Source organism: Pantoea sp. YU22, from assembly GCF_003970755.1.
In the GTDB taxonomy this organism is placed as follows: Bacteria; Pseudomonadota; Gammaproteobacteria; order Enterobacterales; family Enterobacteriaceae; genus Pantoea; species Pantoea piersonii.
The window spans coordinates 37,209-53,759 of record NZ_RYDU01000012.1 but is presented as its reverse complement, the minus strand read 5'-3'; the positions used below and the strand labels follow the sequence as shown (position 1 = coordinate 53,759).

Genomic DNA, 16,551 nt, shown 5'->3' with positions numbered 1-16,551 from the left:
CGCGGAAAGAGAAACGCAAAGCGCTCAGTCGGGCAGCTTTGAAAAAAGCGTGAACATGCAGTTGAAGCAGACAGTACGGCTGATAATCGGCCCTGGCTCTTTATCCGGGGAAGCGGGTACAGCACAACCGGTCAATTTCCATCAATGCTTTTATATACTGTGCCGCTGGCTTTATCTGGCTTTCTCCTTCATCGCCGGATCACAAGCGAAACGTTTATGTAGCAACGCTATTTATTGCCATTATGTCCCGGGAGGTCCAATGTCAGATAAAAGTAGCGAAATGCTCCTCTGCACGCTGAAAGAGAAAGCGCTCAGCGACGAAGCCGCGGTCCGCTACCTTACTATCGGAATGATCGTGTGTGAATTAATCCGCGCTGAAAAACCGGTGAGTCGCAAGTCAATATGCTGCAAATTACTGAAGCGACTGGAGCAGACGCAAGATAAAGAGGAAGAACGGATCTATTACCGGCTTTTTCGCATGCTCTTTGGCCGACAATAACTGTTTTCCTTATATAGCCTGCGTCTTTTTTACCCTACCCTACCCGGTTCCGCTTTTCATCGAGCGGGACCAGCTGTTAATGGATTTTATCGTCTGCGCTGAAACGGCCGTTGCGCAGGCCGTGTCAGGCCTGCGCCCTTTTCGCTTTACTCCTGCGGATCGTTGCTGAACCGCCCTACCAGCGAGGCAGCACCCAGCGCATGGCCTTTAAGCTGCTTCAGCAACTCATCATGCGTTAATCCCGCTTTGAGCTGTTCAGGCGGCAGATCGGTGGCGATCATCACAAAGTTGTAGTGATGCATTCCGCTGCCGACCGGTGGACAAGGCCCATACCAGGCGGTGGTGCCGGGAGAGTTTTTGCCGCCGGTATAGCCTTTGCCTTTCGTTAAATCGCCCTGTGCGAAAGCGGTCGTCGCGGCAGGAATGTTATAGGCGACCATATGGGTAACGCCGAGCCCTTTGCCACCGACAGGATCGGTGACCAGTAGCGCGAAGCTCTTTGTCCCCTGCGGCGCGTTCGACCAGCTCAGCGCCGGAGAAACGTTATCGCCGGTACAGGCGGGGCTGCTTTTATTATTGCCTGCGAACGATTTCGCTAAAAAAGCGTTATCGGTAAAATCCTGCGACTGCAGCGTAAAGAGCGGCGCAGCCGCAAAACTGGCCGCGGGCAGTATCGCCAGCAGAATGGCGCTTGCTAATCTCATAACCTCTGTCTCCGTTCAGGTGGCTGATAGCTGAGTATGGAAGGCGGAGCGAGAATAAGCATGAAAACAGTGCATAAGTTTATTGCCCGAGGCGTAAACGATGTTGCAGCAGCAGGCAGAGAGGGCCGCGCCGACAAAGCTGGCCCGCCACGGCATCGCTGAATGGAAAGCGATCGAAACCTGCGGATTTCTGCGCCGCGCACCCCTTTTTACCGCGCAGCGCTTAGCACAAAGGTCTACGCTTAGGCATTCCCTGCAACTATGGTGATTTCAATCTCTTATGCCCGCCAAAGCTGCTGCGCTTGCACGCTTTTCTCCCGCGACCCAACGCTGGTTCCAGTCGACCTTCGCTGCGCCTACGCCGGTGCAATCGGCGGCCTGGGATGCCATCGCCAGCGGTAAACATGCTTTAGTGATTGCCCCGACCGGATCGGGCAAAACGCTGGCGGCATTTTTGCACGCGATCGACGCGCTGTTCCGCGAACGTGAGCAGCAGGAGCCGCCGGATAAAGCCACCCGCACACGTATCCTCTATATCTCGCCGGTTAAAGCCCTGGTTGCGGACGTGCAGCGCAATTTACAGCTCCCGCTGGAGGGGGTTTACCAGCAGCGCCGCCAGCACGGCGAAAAACCAATCACGCTAACGGTCGGCATGCGTTCAGGCGATACCCCCAGCGGCGAACGGGCGAAGCTGCAGCGCACGCCGCCCGATATCCTGATCACGACGCCGGAATCGCTGTTTCTGATGCTGACCTCTCGCGCCCGCGAGGCGCTGCGCGGCGTCACCACCCTGATCCTGGATGAGGTGCACGCGGTAGCGGGCAGCAAACGCGGCTCGCAGCTGGCGGTCAGCCTGGAACGACTCGATGCGCTGTTGCCGCAACCGGCGCAGCGCATCGGCCTTTCCGCCACGGTGCAGCCGGTCGCGCGCGTCGCGCAGTTCCTCGGCGGGATACAGGATACGTTGGTCGTCAATCCGCCCGCCTCGCGCGCGCTGGCGATGCGCATCGCCGTTCCGGTCGAGGATATGACCGATATACCGGGACGCCCGGACGCCAGCGGCGCGCCGGAAGCGGGCGGCGCGGCGGGATCGCTCTGGCCGCATATCGAACAGCGCGTCCTTGAGCTGGTGCTGGCGCGGCGCGCTACTATCGTGTTCGCCAACTCGCGCGGCCTGGCGGAGAAGCTGACCGCCAGGCTCAACGAACGTTACGCCGCAGGTCTTAGCGCGGAAGAAGCCGTTGAGGAACCGGCTCATGCCAGGGGTTCTTTCAGCGGCGGTACGGAGAAACGCAGCGACGGCGGCGCGCCGGTCACCCTCGCCCGCTCGCATCACGGCTCGGTCTCTAAAGAGCAGCGGCGGGAAATCGAAGATGCGTTAAAAGCGGGCGAGTTGCGCTGCGTTGTCGCCACCTCGAGTCTGGAACTGGGTATTGATATGGGAACGGTCGATCTGGTGATCCAGATCGGCGCGCCGCCTTCGGTCGCCAGTGCACTGCAGCGCGTCGGCCGCGCCAGTCATCAGGTAGGTGGCGTTTCAAGCGGCATCGTTTTTCCGCGCACGCGGCGCGACCTGGTTGACGCCGCCGTCATTGTGCAGTGCATGCTGAGCGGCGAACTGGAACCTGTCGCGCCGCCGCACAATCCGCTTGACGTGCTGGCGCAGCAGACGGTAGCCGCCGTGGCGATGGATACCCTCTCTGCGGATGCGTGGTTCGCCACCATACGCCGCGCCGATCCCTTTCGTACCCTGCCGCGCAGCCTGTTTGACGCCACGCTGGATATGCTGTCGGGTAAATATCCCTCCGATGCGTTCGCCCAGTTTCGTCCGCGCCTGATATGGGATCGCGAAACGAACCTGTTAAGCCCGCGCCCTGGCGCGCAGCATCTCGCCGTTACCAGCGGCGGCACTATCCCCGATCGCGGCGCTTTCAGCGTGATGCTGCCGGAAGGCGAAGAGCAGGCGGGATCGCGCCGGGTTGGCGAGCTGGATGAAGAGATGGTCTATGAATCACGGGTAAACGACATCATTACGCTTGGCGCGACTTCCTGGCGCATCCAGCAGATTACCCACGATCAGGTGGTGGTGGTGCCCGCGCCAGGCCGTTCGGCCCGACTGCCCTTCTGGCGCGGCGACGGGCTGGGGCGATCGGCGCTGCTGGGTGAACGCATTGGCCGCTTTCTACGCGAAACGGAAGCTGAACAGCGTTCCGGCGTCGTGAGTCAGGCGACAGGGCTTGATGCCAGCGCACAGCATAATATTCAGGCGCTGATAGCGGAACAGCGCGAGGCGACAGGGCTGCTGCCGACCGATCGTACACTTCTGATTGAACGCTGCCGCGATGAGACCGGCGACTGGCGCGTGATCCTGCACTCGCCGTGGGGCCAGCGGGTGAATGCGCCCTGGGCGCTGGCGGTCGCGGATCGCATCCGCCACCGAATGGGGCTGGATCCCGCTATCGTGGCGAGCGATGACGGCATCGTCGCGCGCTTTCCCGATATGGAAGGCCGCGTGCCAGGCGCCGAGCTGTTTCAGTTCGATGCCGATACCCTGCAGCGCACGGTCGCTGACGCTATTGGCCACTCGGCGCTGTTTGCCGCCCGCTTTCGCGAATGCGCGGCGCGCGCCCTGCTGCTTCCGCGCCGTAACCCCGGCAAGCGCTCGCCGCTCTGGCAGCAGCGGCTGCGCGCCGGAGAACTGCTGGCGGTGGCGCGCGAGTATGCCGATTTTCCTGTCCTGATTGAGACCGCGCGCGAGTGTCTGCAGGATGTTTACGATCTGCCTGCGCTGCACCAGCTGATGACGCGCATACAGAACGGCAGCGTGCAGTTTGCCGAGGTCACGACCGACGTGCCGTCACCTTTCGCCGCGCCTTTGCTCTTTGGTTACGTGGCGGAATTTATCTACGCCACCGATGCGCCGCTGGCTGAGCGCCGCGCATCGCTGCTGGCGCTCGACAGCGGCCTGCTGAGCGAACTGCTCGGCCAGGTCGATATGCGCGAACTGCTCGACGCCGGAGTGGTGGCAACCGTGGGCAGAGAACTGCAGCGCCTCACCGCGCGCTACAAGGTTACTGATAAAGAGGGCGTTGCCGATCTGCTGCGCGAACTGGGGCCATTGAACGCAGAGGCGCTTGCGGCGCGATTTCACGGCGATGCGCCAGCGCGCGCGGTCGCTGAGCTGACGGAGGCGCATCGCGCCGTTGAGGTGACCATCGCCGGCGAGCGGCGTTGGGCGGCAATTGAAGATGCCGCGCGCCTGCGCGATGCGCTCGGCATCGCGCTGCCGCAGGCTATTCCCGCCGCTTTTTTACAGCCGGTCGCCGATCCGCTGCGCGATCTGCTCAGCCGCTACGCCCGCACTCACCCCCCTTTTACCACTGGCCAGCTGGCGCGTCATTTCGGCCTTGGCCCGGCGGTCGTCAGCGAAACGCTGGAGCGTATGCGCGCGCAGGGCAAACTGCTTAAAGGCGATTTTGGCCTGTCTGAAGAAGATGATGCCGCCGCCTGGCGCGACCAGTGGGTCGCCGAAGAGGTCTTTAAGCGCCTGCGCATTCGCTCATTGCAGGCCGCGCGTGAGGCGACGCGTCCCGTACCGCCGGAAGCCTGGGTCTCGCTGCTGCTGGAGCGGCAAGGCTTAACCGGCGAGGCGCCGTCATCACCGGTGGCGCAGGGAAGCTACGAAGGCGTCAACGGCGTGGCGCGCGTGGTGGAGCAGCTCGCCGGGCTGGCACTTCCGGCCTCAGTCTGGCAGACGCAAATTCTGCCGCCGCGCGTGCATGACTATCAGCCCGCCATGCTGGATGAGCTGCTTTCCGCAGGCGAGGTGATCTGGGTTGGCGAGCGTTCGCTGGGGCATAACGACGGTCTGGTGTCGCTGCATCTGCGCGAGTTTACCGCCGAAACCTTGCTGCCGCTGGCACAGGGCAGCGATGCGCTGCGCCTGTCGCCGCTGCATAACGCCATTCTGGCGCTGCTGGATGAAGGAGGCGCATGGTTTGCGCATCAGATTGCCGCCGCTGTCGCAGCAGCGCAACCGGTCGATGACGCTGCGATCCACAGCGCCCTGTGGGAGCTGGCGTGGGCTGGCTATATCACTTCCGATACCTGGGCGGCGCTGCGCCAGCTGACCGGCATGGCGAGCAGCGCGCGCGCAAAAGCGACACGTTCGCTGCGCACGCGACGCGGCCGGATTAGCCTTCCGACGGGGCGTCCTGCTACGCCCGCTCTCCCCGGACGCTGGTCACGCCTCTGTCGCCCGTCCACGCCGCCTGCCCAGCTGGCGCTGGCGATTGCCGAGAATATGCTGGACCGCTGGGGCGTGGTAACGCGCGGCGCGGCGATAGCGGAACAGGTGCCGGGCGGGTTTCCGGCGCTGCAGCCGGTGATGCGCGGGCTGGAAGATGCCGGACGCGTACTGCGCGGCCGCTTCGTCGCCGGGCTGGGCGGCGCGCAGTTTGCCGAAAACGCCACCATTGAGCGGCTGCGGGTGATTGCCGAGCGGACGGCAGGCGAGCCGCTGGCGGTGGCGCTTTCCGCCATCGATCCCGCCTCTCCCTTCGGCGTCACGCTACGCTGGCCTGCGCACGCTGCGGCCACGCGTCCGGTACGCCGCAGCGGCGCGCGGGTAGTGATCTGCCACGGGCAGCTGGCGCTCTATCTGGCGCAGGGCGGCAAAGAGCTGCTGAGCTATGGCGAGGAGAGCTGGCGCGACGCCGCGGTCGCTGCGCTGGCCGTCGCGCTGCGCCGCGAAAGAGCCTCTGGCTTTACGCTGGAAACCATCGACGGCAAGCCCGCAGGCCAGTCGCCGCTTATCGACGCGCTGCGCCGCGCCGGGTTTTCCCGCGAGCCGAAAGGGTATAGCTGGTATGGCTGATCGCCCTGGAGCTGCGCTTAACTGCCGATCACGGACTACACTCCCCTTTTGCATTGTTGTAAGGCTCAAGGGAGAAAAGCATGTCGAAGAAAGCTCTTATTGCCGGGATTAGCGGCGTGATCGGCAGCGCGACGGCGGAGCGTCTGCTGGCGAACGGCTGGGAAGTCTATGGCCTGTCGCGAGGACGCACGCCGGTGCCGCAAGGCTGCCACGCGCTCACCGCCGATTTGACCGCGCCAGAATCGGTAAAGGAAGCGCTGAAAGATTTGCGGCCAGACGCTCTTTTCTTCAGCGTCTGGGCGCGCCAGGAAACGGAAAAAGAGAATATCCGCGTTAACGGCGCGATGGTGCGCAACGTGACGGATGCGCTGGGCGATCGGCTTAACGGCAGCCATGTCGCGCTGGTCACGGGCCTCAAGCACTATCTTGGCCCCTTCGACGCCTATGGCAAAGGCGCGGTGCCGATGACGCCGTTCCGCGAAGAGCAGGGTCGTCAGCCGGTCGATAACTTCTATTACGCCCAGGAAGATGCGCTGTTCGCCGGCGCGGAAAAATATGGCTATCGCTGGAGCGTGCATCGCCCCCATACCGTTATCGGCTATGCGCTGGGCAACGCGATGAATATGGGGCAGACGCTGGCGGTTTACGCCTCGCTGTGCAAATTCCATAACCTGCCGTTTATCTTCCCCGGCTCGGCGGCGCAGTGGCACGGCGTGACCGATATGAGCAGCGCGACGCTGGTGGCGGAGCAGCTGGAATGGGCCACCAGCGCGCCGGGCGCGCAGAATGAAGACTTCAACACCGTGAACGGCGACGTGTTCCGCTGGAAATGGATGTGGGGCGAGATCGCCAGCTACTTCGGTATTGACGCACAGCCGCTGCCGGAAGAAACCCAGCCGCTGGAACAGCGCATGGTGAATGCGGAAGCACAGTGGAAAGCGTTAGCGCAGCACTATCAGCTGCGCGAGGCGGATATTAACCGCCTGGTCTCCTGGTGGCACACCGACGCCGACCTGGGCCGCCCGATGGAAGTGTTTACGGATATGAGCAAGAGCCGCAAAGCGGGCTTTACCGGCTATCACAGCACGCGCGACGACCTTTTCGCGCTGTTCGATCGCCTGAAGCAGGAGAAGCTGATCCCGGCATAAACAGCGGTCCCGCCTGCGGGCGGGACCTGAACCTGTTACTCGTCGTCCTGCGCCACGCGCACCACGGTTTTGCCGAAGTTTTTCCCCTCAAGCATGTCGAAGAACGCTTCCGGCGCGTTCTGCAACCCGTCGATAATATGTTCGCGATAGCGAATCTCTCCCTGTTCTACCCAGGGTTCCATTGCCTCAAGAAACTCGCCATAGCGATGGCCGTAATCATCAAAAATGATAAAGCCCTGCACGCGCAGACGTTTTTTCAGGATATCGCCCATCAGTAGCGACAGACGATCCGGGCCGTCAGGCAGATCGGTCGCGCTGTAGCCCGACACCAGACCGCAAACCGGGATACGCGCTTTGGTGTTCAGCAGCGGCAACACCGCATCGAACACTTTGCCGCCGACGTTTTCATAATAGATGTCAATGCCGTCCGGGCAGGCCTGCTCCAGCTGCGCCGCCAGATCCGCCTGATGGTGATCCAGGCAGAGATCGAAGCCCAGCACCTCGACCGCGTGTCGGCACTTCTCTTCGCCACCGGCGATGCCCACCACACGGCACCCTTTTTTCTTGCCGATCTGCCCTACCGTGGCGCCTACCGGCCCGGTCGCTGCGGCCACCACCAGAGTTTCGCCCGGTTGCGGTTCGCCAATGTCCAGCAGGCCCATATAGGCGGTAAAACCGGGCATGCCCAGTACGCCAAGCGCCCAGGAAGGGTTCGCCAGATCGTTGCCCAGCTTTCTTACCGCCGAGGCGGGCGAAACGGAATAAGCCTGCCAGCCGCCGCTGGAAAGCACCCAGTCGCCGGGCTGGAAATCAGCATGGCGCGACTCTACTACGCGGCTGACCGTGCCGCCGACCATCACATCGCCCAGCTTCACCGGTTCAGCATAGGATTTCGCATCGCTCATCCGGCCACGCATATAGGGATCGAGCGACAGATAGATGGTACGCAGCAGCAGATCGCCCTCCTCCAGCGACGGCAAAGGTAATTCGCCGAACTCGAAGTTCTCCAGAACAGGTTTACCGTGCGGGCGCGAGGCCAGTCTCCAGCCATGATTTTGCGGTTTCGCCATCATTTCCTCCGTTGGTTAAATCCTTAATGCTCCCATTGAGGCTAACAGAGGATGAGAAAGTTGCCTGGCAGGAATGGCTTTACGTCGCATCGTAAAAGCACGGCCTCGTCGCTGACGCGGGCTGCCAACTGCTAATTTGTTGATTTTTATCAATTGTATCCCGGCAGGAATGTGACGTATCTGGCAGAATCGCAGCGCGCTTAAGCGGGAAGGTAGGAGGAATTTTGCTAATAAGGATGTGACTATGACACAACGTATGATTCTGAATGAGACCGCCTTTTTTGGCGCAGGCGCGATCCGTCATCTGCCGGAGGAGGTCAAACGACGCGGCCTGATGAAGGCGCTGATCGTGACCGATAAGGCGCTGGTCGCCGCTGGTGCCGTGAAGCGCGTGACCGAGCTGATGGATGCGCACCAGCTTCACTGGGCGCTCTATGACGAGGTCGTGCCGAACCCCACCATCGCCGTCGTGCAGCGCGGCGTTGAGATATTTAAACGCGCTGAAGCGGACTATCTTATCGCCATTGGCGGCGGTTCGCCGCAGGATACCAGCAAAGCGATCGGTATTATTATTAATAACCCTGAGTTCGCGGATGTGCGCAGCCTGGAAGGTTTCGCGCCGACGCGTAATCCCAGCGTTCCGCTGATCGCTATTCCAACCACCGCCGGCACCGCGGCGGAAGTCACCATTAACTACGTCATTACCGATGAAGAAAAGCGCCGTAAATTTGTCTGCATCGATCCGCACGATATTCCCGTGGTAGCTATCATCGACGCGGAAATGATGGCCAGCATGCCGCCCTCGCTCAAAGCGGCAACCGGCATCGATGCGCTGACGCATGCCATTGAAGGTTATATTACGCGCGGCGCATGGAAGCTGACCGATATGCTGCATCTCAACGCCATTGAAATCATCAGCCAGTCGCTGCGCGATGCCGTAAAAGGCGATATAGAAGCAGTAGAGCAGATGGCGCTGGGTCAGTACGTGGCAGGCATGGGCTTTTCCAATGTCGGGCTGGGGCTGGTGCACGGTATGGCGCACCCGCTGGGCGCGTTTTATAACGTGCCGCACGGCGTCGCTAACGCCATCCTGCTGCCTCAGGTAATGGCGTGGAACGCAGACTATACCGGCGAGAAATATCGCCATATTGCGCGCGCGATGGGCGTATCCGACGTGGAGACGCTATCGCTCGCGCAGGCGCGCCAGGCAGCGGTCGCGGCGGTAAAACAGCTTTGCCGCGACGTAGGCATTCCGGCTTCGCTGCGCGACGTCGGCCTTAAGCAGGATGACGTACCGGCGCTGGCGCAGGCGGCGCTGGACGATGTCTGTACCGGCGGTAACCCGCGCGAAGCGACCCTGGAGGCGATCAAAGCCCTTTATCTGCAAAGCTAAGCCGCAATGCCGCCTGTCAGGGCGGCATTTCTCTTTTCTTTTTCCTGCTTCTGGCGCATCTCACAGTAACTGGCGATATAACAGGCTTCAATTGGTGATTAAACCACCTGCCTGATCAGCATTTCTGCTGAGACTACAAGCGGAGCCGCACTGCTGTTATTCTAGCCGCCTTGGCTTGACGATTGACCAGAGGAAACCATGAAACGTATCGCCATCGAGATGGATGAAGTCATTATCGACTTGAACCACAAATTTACGCCTGACGCCGCTTCACAAGAGGCACAGGCAGATTCACTGGACGCAGCAAAACCACAACAGTCGCGCCCGGCGCTGTTTCAGGAGATTGAAGAACTGATCGGCGAAGAGAGTTTTTATGCCGGACTGCCTGCCTTGCCTGACGCGCAGCGGGTAATAGAACGCCTGTCGCAGGAGTATGAAATTTTTATCACCACCGCGGCGGTGGAGTTTCCGCGCTCGCTGGCCGCAAAGCTGGAGTGGCTTAAAGCGAACTTTCCGTTTATCAACCCAATGAATATCGTTTGTTGCAGCAGCAAAGGCATTCTGAACGCGGATTATTTGATTGATGCTGACCCGCAACACTTCGCGCAGTTCACGGGCGAAGGCGTGCTGTTCACCACTGCGCAAAATCAGCAGGAAACTGGCTACGCGCGTGTCGATAGCTGGCGTGATATTGAGCAACGCTTTCTCTGATTTAAGCTAAATTCGCCACGCGCGTTCGCGTCTATAACCCCCGCGCCTGAAGGAACCGGCGCGTTTTTCCTGCCAAATTTCAGCCTGAAATCGCTCGCGCTTAGCCGCTGTGAGCAACCCCATCAATTTCTTTAAGAAAGTCACGGCTTTTTGCTTGATCTGGATCACTATTTTCCGCATAGTGCGCAGCAAAACCACTATAACGATGCGGAGTATTTATGAGCCTCTATCAACATATGCTGGTGTTCTATGCGGTTATGGCAACGATCGCCACGCTAATCACCTTTTTTATCGCAAAGGATAAGCTGTCGATTCGGGCGCTGAGCGCCTTCCTGGTCGGCGCCACCTGGCCGATGAGCTTTCCCGTTGCCCTGATGTTCGCCCTGTTCTGATCCTGCAAGCCGCCGTGCGGCTTCATGCTGATTTATAGACCTTTTCCTGCCGCCAGCTACACTTATCTGTACGCCTCTGGTCCCGTAGCTGACCACCGACGTTTGTTTGCTTACTTCATGTCATCACAAGGAGCGGATATGCGTTTTGTTGCTTTAGCCCTGTTTGTTACCCTGCTTAGCGCCTGTCGGTCAGGCCCCATGGCGCCGGAAAAACCGGTGCCTTCCGCTGAAACGCGACAGCAAACCTGCCAGCCAGGCACCACCCCTAGCCAGAACGACTGTGGTCATTTTCCTGAACCGGAATTTCATTGATACGAGATAGTGGAAGCGGCGTAACGCCCGTCCAGAAGAATCAATAAAGAGAGGGAAATCGCGTCAGTCAGCAGCCTGACTGACGCGAGGGGGATTACGAACGCGGTTTATCCGGGTTAATCTGGTTTGCTTCACCCAGCGTCGAGCCCAGTTCAGCGCCCGTAGTCGGGTTCAGGCTGCGATCGGATGCGGTACGGCTAGCCATATTAAGCAGGTCGGTCTTCTGATCGGATGGCAAGGTGACCACTGTCGCCTCGCCGTCGCCGCCATCAACCGCTGGCGCCGGATCGGCCACATACTCAAAGTTCTCGTCAGAATTCCAGCTACCGCGAATATCGCCTTCACCCGCCGACATGTTGTAGTAGACATTGGAATACTGCTCGATTGGCGGCAATTTACCCGGTGGGAAATTGTTGCGAATTGAGTAGAGCGCTTTTTCAAACGAGATCTGGTGCGCGACTTCACGCGTCATCAAAAAGCCCAGGGCATCTTTTACGCCGACGTCGTCGGTCATATTGATAAGACGCTCGTAAAGGATTTTTGCGCGCGCTTCAGCAGCGATATTCGAACGCAGGTCAGCGGTCACTTCGCCGATGGTATCGATATAAGCCGCAGTCCATGGCACACCGCCAGAGTTGGTCAGCGGCGGACCACCGCCGTAAAGCAGCGAGGTCAAATGGCTGTCGTTACCGGCACCGGTGATGTTGCGATAAATCTCGCCCTCTTCCTCTGTGCCTTCAGCCAGCTGACCTTTCGCGCCTTTGTTCAGCATCCCCACCAGCGAGCCGATGATCTCCAGGTGGCTCAACTCTTCCGTCGCGATATCCATCAGCATATCTTTACGGCCTGGATCGTCATCGCCAAGGCCCTGAGTAAAATAGCGACATGCCGCAGCGAGTTCGCCCTGCGGACCGCCAAACTGCTCAAGCAGCAAATTGGCGAGTCCTGGATTGGGCTTTTCAACACGGACTGTATATTGCAGTTTCTTTACGTGTCTGAACATTGCTCATTCCTTTCCAGTTGGATGTAGCCCCCTCTGACTGGAGAGGGCCTGGCTTTAGCGTTATTTTTTTGCTTCAACGCCTTCAGCCGCGTCACGCGTCATAAACTGCTGCGTCACGTCTGGCAGATGCGTCAGGCACCATTCCGCCATCGCAATCTCTTGTTCACGAATCTGCTCAAAAATGCGCACGCCTTCCTGGTCGCCTACCAGCTGCGCCGCGGCGATTAGCGAGGTGTAGTTTGCGATTTCAAACTGCTCGAATACATAACCGCTGATAGCGCCTTTCACCACTTCGTCGTCGGCGAGCATGCCGCCCATCGCCTGACCCATCGCGGAAAGTTTGCCCATGGCGTCCTTAAAGGCGGAATGGGAGGTATCATTACGGTCGATAACGGACTGTAGCAACGTCTGCTGCTGGCGCGTTTCTTCAATATGCTGCTGAATCCGCGCTTTTAAATCGGGATAGTGTTCAAGACGAGACGCCATTTTTTCCAGCATGCTTTCAGCTTGCTTTTCCATAGCGTGAGCATCTTTCAGCCAGGCCAGATAATTCTCTTCGTGTGTCATGATTCACCTCTTTGAAAAATGAGAATGCTGCAAAAGACGGATTTCATCACGTCAGATAATTAGCTGGTTTTCTCAGCGATCATATTCAGTTTTTCATCCGTAGCTTTTTCTTCCTGCAGCGTTTCGGCCAGCAATTTAGCCGCTTCGTCAAAGCCCAGTCTTTTCGCCATTGCGGCCAGCGTGCCGTATGTAGCAATTTCGTAGTGTTCAACTTTCTGCGCGGCACCAATCAGACCGGCATCGCGAACCGGGCCAGCCTCGACGGAATCGATGATCTCCTGAGCCTCTTCAACAAGGCCTTCCAGAGCGTGGCATTTCATACGGCGAATGCGCAGTTCTTCAGTTTTTTCAACAATTTGGTCCAGACGTTCAATTTGTCCGCGCGTCTCTTCCAGGTGCGCTTCAAACGCCGCTTTCAATGATTCGTCTGATGCAGCGCGCGCCATTTTCGGCAGGGCACGAGTGATCTGTTTTTCTGCACTATAGACATCGGAAAGATCGTGAATAAAAAGATCTACCAGTGTTTTAATCGCCATTACAGGTTCCTCTTATCAAATCAGATGATTGTTTTCCTGGCCAGGACGCTACAGAAATTAATAATAGTTGCTAAGTACAATTGCGCAAATTTAATAAAAACGAAGCGCGGAGCAAAAATGGTTTGATTAATAAGGATTAATCTTAATTTTGGCGGAACGGCCGCCGCTGTTAAATAGCGAACAAACGACCTGAGCATTATAAAAAACACGAATGGATTATCGCCTCGCTTATTACGCCGCGCGGCGTCAGGGGGAAGCAAATAATCTGACGCGCCTGCCGCCGTTGCGCTATGCAGGCGCAGCCAGGCGTGAATAGCCAGGCGGGAGCGACTTTACAGGTGCGACATCAGTGATTAGAGTAGCGCGCAGACACCGGCCCTCTTCGCCGGTGCGTAAGCGTTAACGTCAACCAACGCACCACAGCGGCCTGGCCGCATTTTGTGATGCGGATCTTATGACCCTGCGACAAATCTCTGCTGTATGCGCTTCGCGCTTTTCCCAACCTGGCTTTTTCCTGCTGGTTATACTACTGACCGCTGCAAACCTGCGTGCGCCCATAACCGCCGTTGGCCCGGTGCTGGAAAACATTCGCTCCGCTTTTGGCCTGAGCGCCGCGGCAGCGGGCTTTTTCAATTTTATTCCTTTAATGATGTTCGCCGCGCTGGCGCCGGTTGCCGCCGTGCTGGGCAATCGCTACGGGCTGGAGCGCAGTCTGTGGGTGGCGTTGCTGCTGACGACGCTGGGATCGCTTGTGCGCTGGCTCCCTGATGAGGCCGCGCTCTGGACCGGCACGTTTATGCTCAGCGCCGGGATCGCTGCTGCTAACGTGCTGTTGCCGCCGCTGATCAAACGCGACTTTACGCACCATACCGCAAAATATATCGGGCTTTATGCCGCCACCATGTCGCTGACCGCCAGCCTGGCGTCGGGCGTTGCCGTACCGCTCGCGACCTGGTCTGAAGCGGGCTGGCGGCTTTCGCTCGGCGTCTGGGCGGTGCCAGGTCTGGTGGCGCTGCTCGCCTGGCTGCCGCTGTTGACGCCGCGCGCGGCGCATCGGTCAGGTGCGACGCACGCCCTCTCCGCTGTCGGCGCGACGCCCTGGCGCTCAGGCATCGGCTGGCAGGTATCGCTGTTTATGGCGCTGCAGTCGCTGGCGTTTTATACCCTGATCGACTGGTTTACCCCCTACGCGCAGGCGAAAGGTTACAGCCAGGCGGAAGCTGGCTGGCTGCTGTTTCTCTATCAGGCGATTGCGATCCTTGCCAACCTCGGCTGTATGGTGGCGCTGAAGCGTCTGCGCGATGCGCGTCTGACGGCGTTCGTCGCCTCAGCCGCTATTTTCTGCGGCGTGCTGGGGCTGTTGCTTCTGCCGCGTTTAGCCGCGCTGTGGCTGATTATTGCCGGTCTGGGCGCAGGTGCCTCACTGGTGCTCTGCCTGTCGCTGTTTAACCTGCGCGCGCGCGATCATCGCCAGGCGTCGCAGCTTTCGGGTATGGCGCAGTGCGTAGGCTATGCGCTGGCGGCGCTTGGCCCGCTGTTCTTTGGCATCGTGCATGAGCAGAGCGGTGACTGGACGCTACCGCTCACGCTTCTGGCGGCCCTGAGTTTTATGCAAATGCTGCTCGCGCCGCTGGCTGGCAGCGCCAGGCAAATGCAGTGAGTCGCCGCGTCCGATGGCTTGCGGACCGGCGTTGAGCAGGTGAGTTAACGTCGCGGCCGCAGGATTGCGTGGAAGATTTCACAAAATTTGCATCCGCTGCATTGATTCGGCGTCGGCACGCGTTCATTATCCGGCGCCAGACGCCTCAGAAAAGGAGATTCACTCGTGCCCGAACTCAGCAATGCGCTACTGGAAGAGATTCTGGAGCAGGTTCGTCCGCTTACCGCACGCGGCAAGGTCGCCAGCTATATTCCGGCGCTGGCCGAGGTGCCTGCGCACGCGCTGGGGATCGCCATCGCTACCCCCGACGGTCAGACCTGGCAGGCGGGCGACGCGCAGACCCGCTTCTCTATTCAGTCCATCTCCAAAGTGCTGTCGCTAAGCGTCGCGCTCACGCGCTATAGCGACGACGAAATCTGGCAGCGCGTCGGCAAAGAGCCTTCCGGTCAGCCGTTTAACTCGCTGGTGCAGCTGGAGCTGGAACAGGGCAAGCCGCGTAATCCTTTTATCAATGCGGGCGCGCTGGTGGTGTGCGATATGCTGGAAACGCGCCTGACCGCGCCGCGCCAGCGGATGCTGGAGATTGTGCGCCGGCTGAGCGGTCAGCCCGATATCAACTATGACCGACAGGTGGCCCGCTCTGAGTATGAACATTCGGCGCGCAACGCCGCTATTTCTTGGCTGATGAAGTCATTCGGCAACTTCCATAACAACGTCAGCGAGGTGATGCAGACCTATTTTCACTACTGCTCGCTCTCTATGAGCTGCGTCGAGCTGGCGCGCAGCTTTGTTTATCTGGCGAATCAGGGCAAAGCAGCGGATGGCTCGCCGTTTATTACCCCGCGACAGGCGAGACAGATTAACGCGCTGATGATCACCAGCGGTATGTATGACGGCGCGGGCGAATTCGCCTGGCGCGTCGGCATGCCAGCCAAATCGGGCGTCGGCGGCGGCATTATCGCGATTATTCCCCACAAAATGAGCATTGCGGTCTGGTCGCCAGGGCTGGATGCCATCGGCAACTCTCTGACGGGAACGGCCGCGCTGGAGCTGCTCAGCGAGCGTCTCGGCAGCTCGGTTTTCTGACGCAGCCGGCGCGGATGTTACAGGTGTAAACAGCAGCCGTAAGATTTTTTACAGATTTAGCCCCGTTCAGGGCCGTAACGCGGTAAAATAGCGCCTGACGTTTACCAGCCAGTGATGTTTTCATGACCTTTTTCACCCCGTTGCAACAGCGACTCAGCGCCTGCCTGGCTATCCTGGCGGTGCTGCTGCTGTTCGTCGCGCCTGTGGTGTCTAAGGATCTGATGGCGCGCCACAACAGCGCGATGCCCGCCCAGATGATGATGTCGCACAGCGACGATGCTATGCCCATGATGCATCACATGGACGGCGACATGATGATGCCCTCAGGACATATGATTTCCACCGACGAGGGTTTCGCCTGCGGCTACTGCGATCTGCTGGTGCATGTGCCGCTGATGATCTGGAACGCGGTTCCCCTGCTCTGGCTCATGATGCTGATCTCGCGTGCGCCGCCACCGACGCGGCGCGCAGAGCCGCCGCTACGCCGACGAGAACGCCGCGTTTACCGGCCTCGCGCCCCGCCTTCCCGCTGCGCTTTTTTTAATCAGAATGCCTGCTTTTCTGCTGTGTGACGCGGCGGAAACGGGTTCGTCT

The 16,551-nt window shown here is 59.5% G+C and carries 15 protein-coding genes; 10 read left to right on the top strand and 5 right to left on the bottom strand.

Translation table 11 applies throughout. The features are described 5' to 3' along the window. The first annotated feature begins 259 nt into the window (after positions 1-259). Positions 260-499, top strand: a complete 240-nt coding sequence (locus tag EKL29_RS23125) for a biofilm development regulator YmgB/AriR family protein (protein WP_158591261.1) — start codon at positions 260-262, stop codon at positions 497-499. Between the two features lie 146 nt (positions 500-645). Here EKL29_RS23125 and EKL29_RS16025 read toward each other — a convergent pair whose 3' ends face one another. Continuing rightward, positions 646-1,203: a YbhB/YbcL family Raf kinase inhibitor-like protein gene (locus tag EKL29_RS16025; RefSeq protein ID WP_120456017.1), complete on the bottom strand. Its 558-nt coding sequence runs from the start codon at positions 1,201-1,203 to the stop codon at positions 646-648. A gap of 280 nt (positions 1,204-1,483) precedes the next feature. On the opposite strand from EKL29_RS16025, the gene EKL29_RS16020 reads away from it, so the two are divergent. Then, complete coding sequence (locus EKL29_RS16020; protein ID WP_126690179.1) at positions 1,484-6,079, top strand: ATP-dependent helicase; 4,596 nt, start codon at positions 1,484-1,486, stop codon at positions 6,077-6,079. A gap of 80 nt (positions 6,080-6,159) precedes the next feature. Further along, positions 6,160-7,227, top strand: a complete 1,068-nt coding sequence (locus EKL29_RS16015) for an SDR family oxidoreductase (RefSeq protein WP_126690178.1) — start codon at positions 6,160-6,162, stop codon at positions 7,225-7,227. Between the two features lie 35 nt (positions 7,228-7,262). Here EKL29_RS16015 and EKL29_RS16010 read toward each other — a convergent pair whose 3' ends face one another. Next, entirely contained in the window at positions 7,263-8,297 is a 1,035-nt protein-coding gene (locus EKL29_RS16010) for an NADP-dependent oxidoreductase (RefSeq protein WP_240629465.1), read from the bottom strand. Positions 8,298-8,541: 244 nt separating this feature from the next. Here EKL29_RS16010 and fucO point away from each other — a divergent pair, with 244 nt between their 5' ends. From fucO to EKL29_RS23350, 4 genes are all read left to right on the top strand, one after another. Next, positions 8,542-9,690, top strand: a complete 1,149-nt coding sequence (gene fucO / locus EKL29_RS16005; protein WP_126690177.1) for a lactaldehyde reductase — start codon at positions 8,542-8,544, stop codon at positions 9,688-9,690. Positions 9,691-9,888: 198 nt separating this feature from the next. Beyond that, on the top strand, positions 9,889-10,401 hold the full coding sequence (locus EKL29_RS16000; protein WP_120456007.1) for a 5' nucleotidase, NT5C type: 513 nt from the start codon (positions 9,889-9,891) through the stop codon (positions 10,399-10,401). 218 nt (positions 10,402-10,619) lie between these two features. After that, entirely contained in the window at positions 10,620-10,793 is a 174-nt protein-coding gene (locus EKL29_RS15995; RefSeq protein WP_120456006.1) for a GhoT/OrtT family toxin, read from the top strand. 138 nt (positions 10,794-10,931) lie between these two features. Next, a complete protein-coding gene (locus tag EKL29_RS23350; RefSeq protein WP_167456974.1) occupies positions 10,932-11,105 on the top strand; it encodes a hypothetical protein in 174 nt (57 codons plus the stop codon). A gap of 94 nt (positions 11,106-11,199) precedes the next feature. Here the strand turns inward: EKL29_RS23350 and EKL29_RS15990 are convergent, their stop codons facing one another. The 3 genes from EKL29_RS15990 to EKL29_RS15980 are packed head-to-tail and all read right to left on the bottom strand — an operon-like array spanning position 11,200 to position 13,211. After that, positions 11,200-12,108: a manganese catalase family protein gene (locus EKL29_RS15990; protein WP_120456004.1), complete on the bottom strand. Its 909-nt coding sequence runs from the start codon at positions 12,106-12,108 to the stop codon at positions 11,200-11,202. A 60-nt stretch (positions 12,109-12,168) separates the two neighbouring features. Continuing rightward, complete coding sequence (locus EKL29_RS15985) at positions 12,169-12,675, bottom strand: ferritin-like domain-containing protein (protein WP_179256409.1); 507 nt, start codon at positions 12,673-12,675, stop codon at positions 12,169-12,171. 59 nt (positions 12,676-12,734) lie between these two features. Beyond that, the gene (locus tag EKL29_RS15980; protein WP_120456000.1) at positions 12,735-13,211 is read right to left on the bottom strand and encodes a ferritin-like domain-containing protein; all 477 of its coding nucleotides are present in this window, start codon (positions 13,209-13,211) and stop codon (positions 12,735-12,737) included. A 454-nt stretch (positions 13,212-13,665) separates the two neighbouring features. On the opposite strand from EKL29_RS15980, the gene EKL29_RS15975 reads away from it, so the two are divergent. From EKL29_RS15975 to EKL29_RS15965, 3 genes are all read left to right on the top strand, one after another. Further along, positions 13,666-14,871 carry an MFS transporter gene (locus tag EKL29_RS15975; RefSeq protein ID WP_126690176.1) on the top strand — a complete coding sequence of 402 codons (1,206 nt, stop codon included), beginning with the start codon at positions 13,666-13,668 and terminating at the stop codon, positions 14,869-14,871. A gap of 165 nt (positions 14,872-15,036) precedes the next feature. Further along, positions 15,037-15,957, top strand: coding sequence for a glutaminase B (glsB, locus tag EKL29_RS15970; RefSeq protein ID WP_126690175.1), 921 nt, complete (start codon positions 15,037-15,039; stop codon positions 15,955-15,957). A 122-nt stretch (positions 15,958-16,079) separates the two neighbouring features. Further along, a complete protein-coding gene (locus EKL29_RS15965) occupies positions 16,080-16,529 on the top strand; it encodes a DUF2946 domain-containing protein (RefSeq protein ID WP_126690174.1) in 450 nt (149 codons plus the stop codon). Positions 16,530-16,551 lie beyond the last annotated feature (22 nt).

Excerpts from the sequence above, each read along its gene's own strand:
- EKL29_RS23125 (WP_158591261.1), top strand. The coding sequence starts at position 260 with ATGTCAGATAAAAGTAGCGAAATGCTCCTCTGCACGCTGAAAGAGAAA.
- EKL29_RS16025 (WP_120456017.1), bottom strand. The coding sequence starts at position 1,203 with ATGAGATTAGCAAGCGCCATTCTGCTGGCGATACTGCCCGCGGCCAGT.
- EKL29_RS16020 (WP_126690179.1), top strand. The coding sequence starts at position 1,484 with ATGCCCGCCAAAGCTGCTGCGCTTGCACGCTTTTCTCCCGCGACCCAA.
- EKL29_RS16015 (WP_126690178.1), top strand. The coding sequence starts at position 6,160 with ATGTCGAAGAAAGCTCTTATTGCCGGGATTAGCGGCGTGATCGGCAGC.
- EKL29_RS16010 (WP_240629465.1), bottom strand. The coding sequence starts at position 8,297 with ATGGCGAAACCGCAAAATCATGGCTGGAGACTGGCCTCGCGCCCGCAC.
- fucO (WP_126690177.1), top strand. The coding sequence starts at position 8,542 with ATGACACAACGTATGATTCTGAATGAGACCGCCTTTTTTGGCGCAGGC.
- EKL29_RS16000 (WP_120456007.1), top strand. The coding sequence starts at position 9,889 with ATGAAACGTATCGCCATCGAGATGGATGAAGTCATTATCGACTTGAAC.
- EKL29_RS15995 (WP_120456006.1), top strand. The coding sequence starts at position 10,620 with ATGAGCCTCTATCAACATATGCTGGTGTTCTATGCGGTTATGGCAACG.
- EKL29_RS23350 (WP_167456974.1), top strand. The coding sequence starts at position 10,932 with ATGCGTTTTGTTGCTTTAGCCCTGTTTGTTACCCTGCTTAGCGCCTGT.
- EKL29_RS15990 (WP_120456004.1), bottom strand. The coding sequence starts at position 12,108 with ATGTTCAGACACGTAAAGAAACTGCAATATACAGTCCGTGTTGAAAAG.
- EKL29_RS15985 (WP_179256409.1), bottom strand. The coding sequence starts at position 12,675 with ATGACACACGAAGAGAATTATCTGGCCTGGCTGAAAGATGCTCACGCT.
- EKL29_RS15980 (WP_120456000.1), bottom strand. The coding sequence starts at position 13,211 with ATGGCGATTAAAACACTGGTAGATCTTTTTATTCACGATCTTTCCGAT.
- EKL29_RS15975 (WP_126690176.1), top strand. The coding sequence starts at position 13,666 with ATGACCCTGCGACAAATCTCTGCTGTATGCGCTTCGCGCTTTTCCCAA.
- EKL29_RS15965 (WP_126690174.1), top strand. The coding sequence starts at position 16,080 with ATGACCTTTTTCACCCCGTTGCAACAGCGACTCAGCGCCTGCCTGGCT.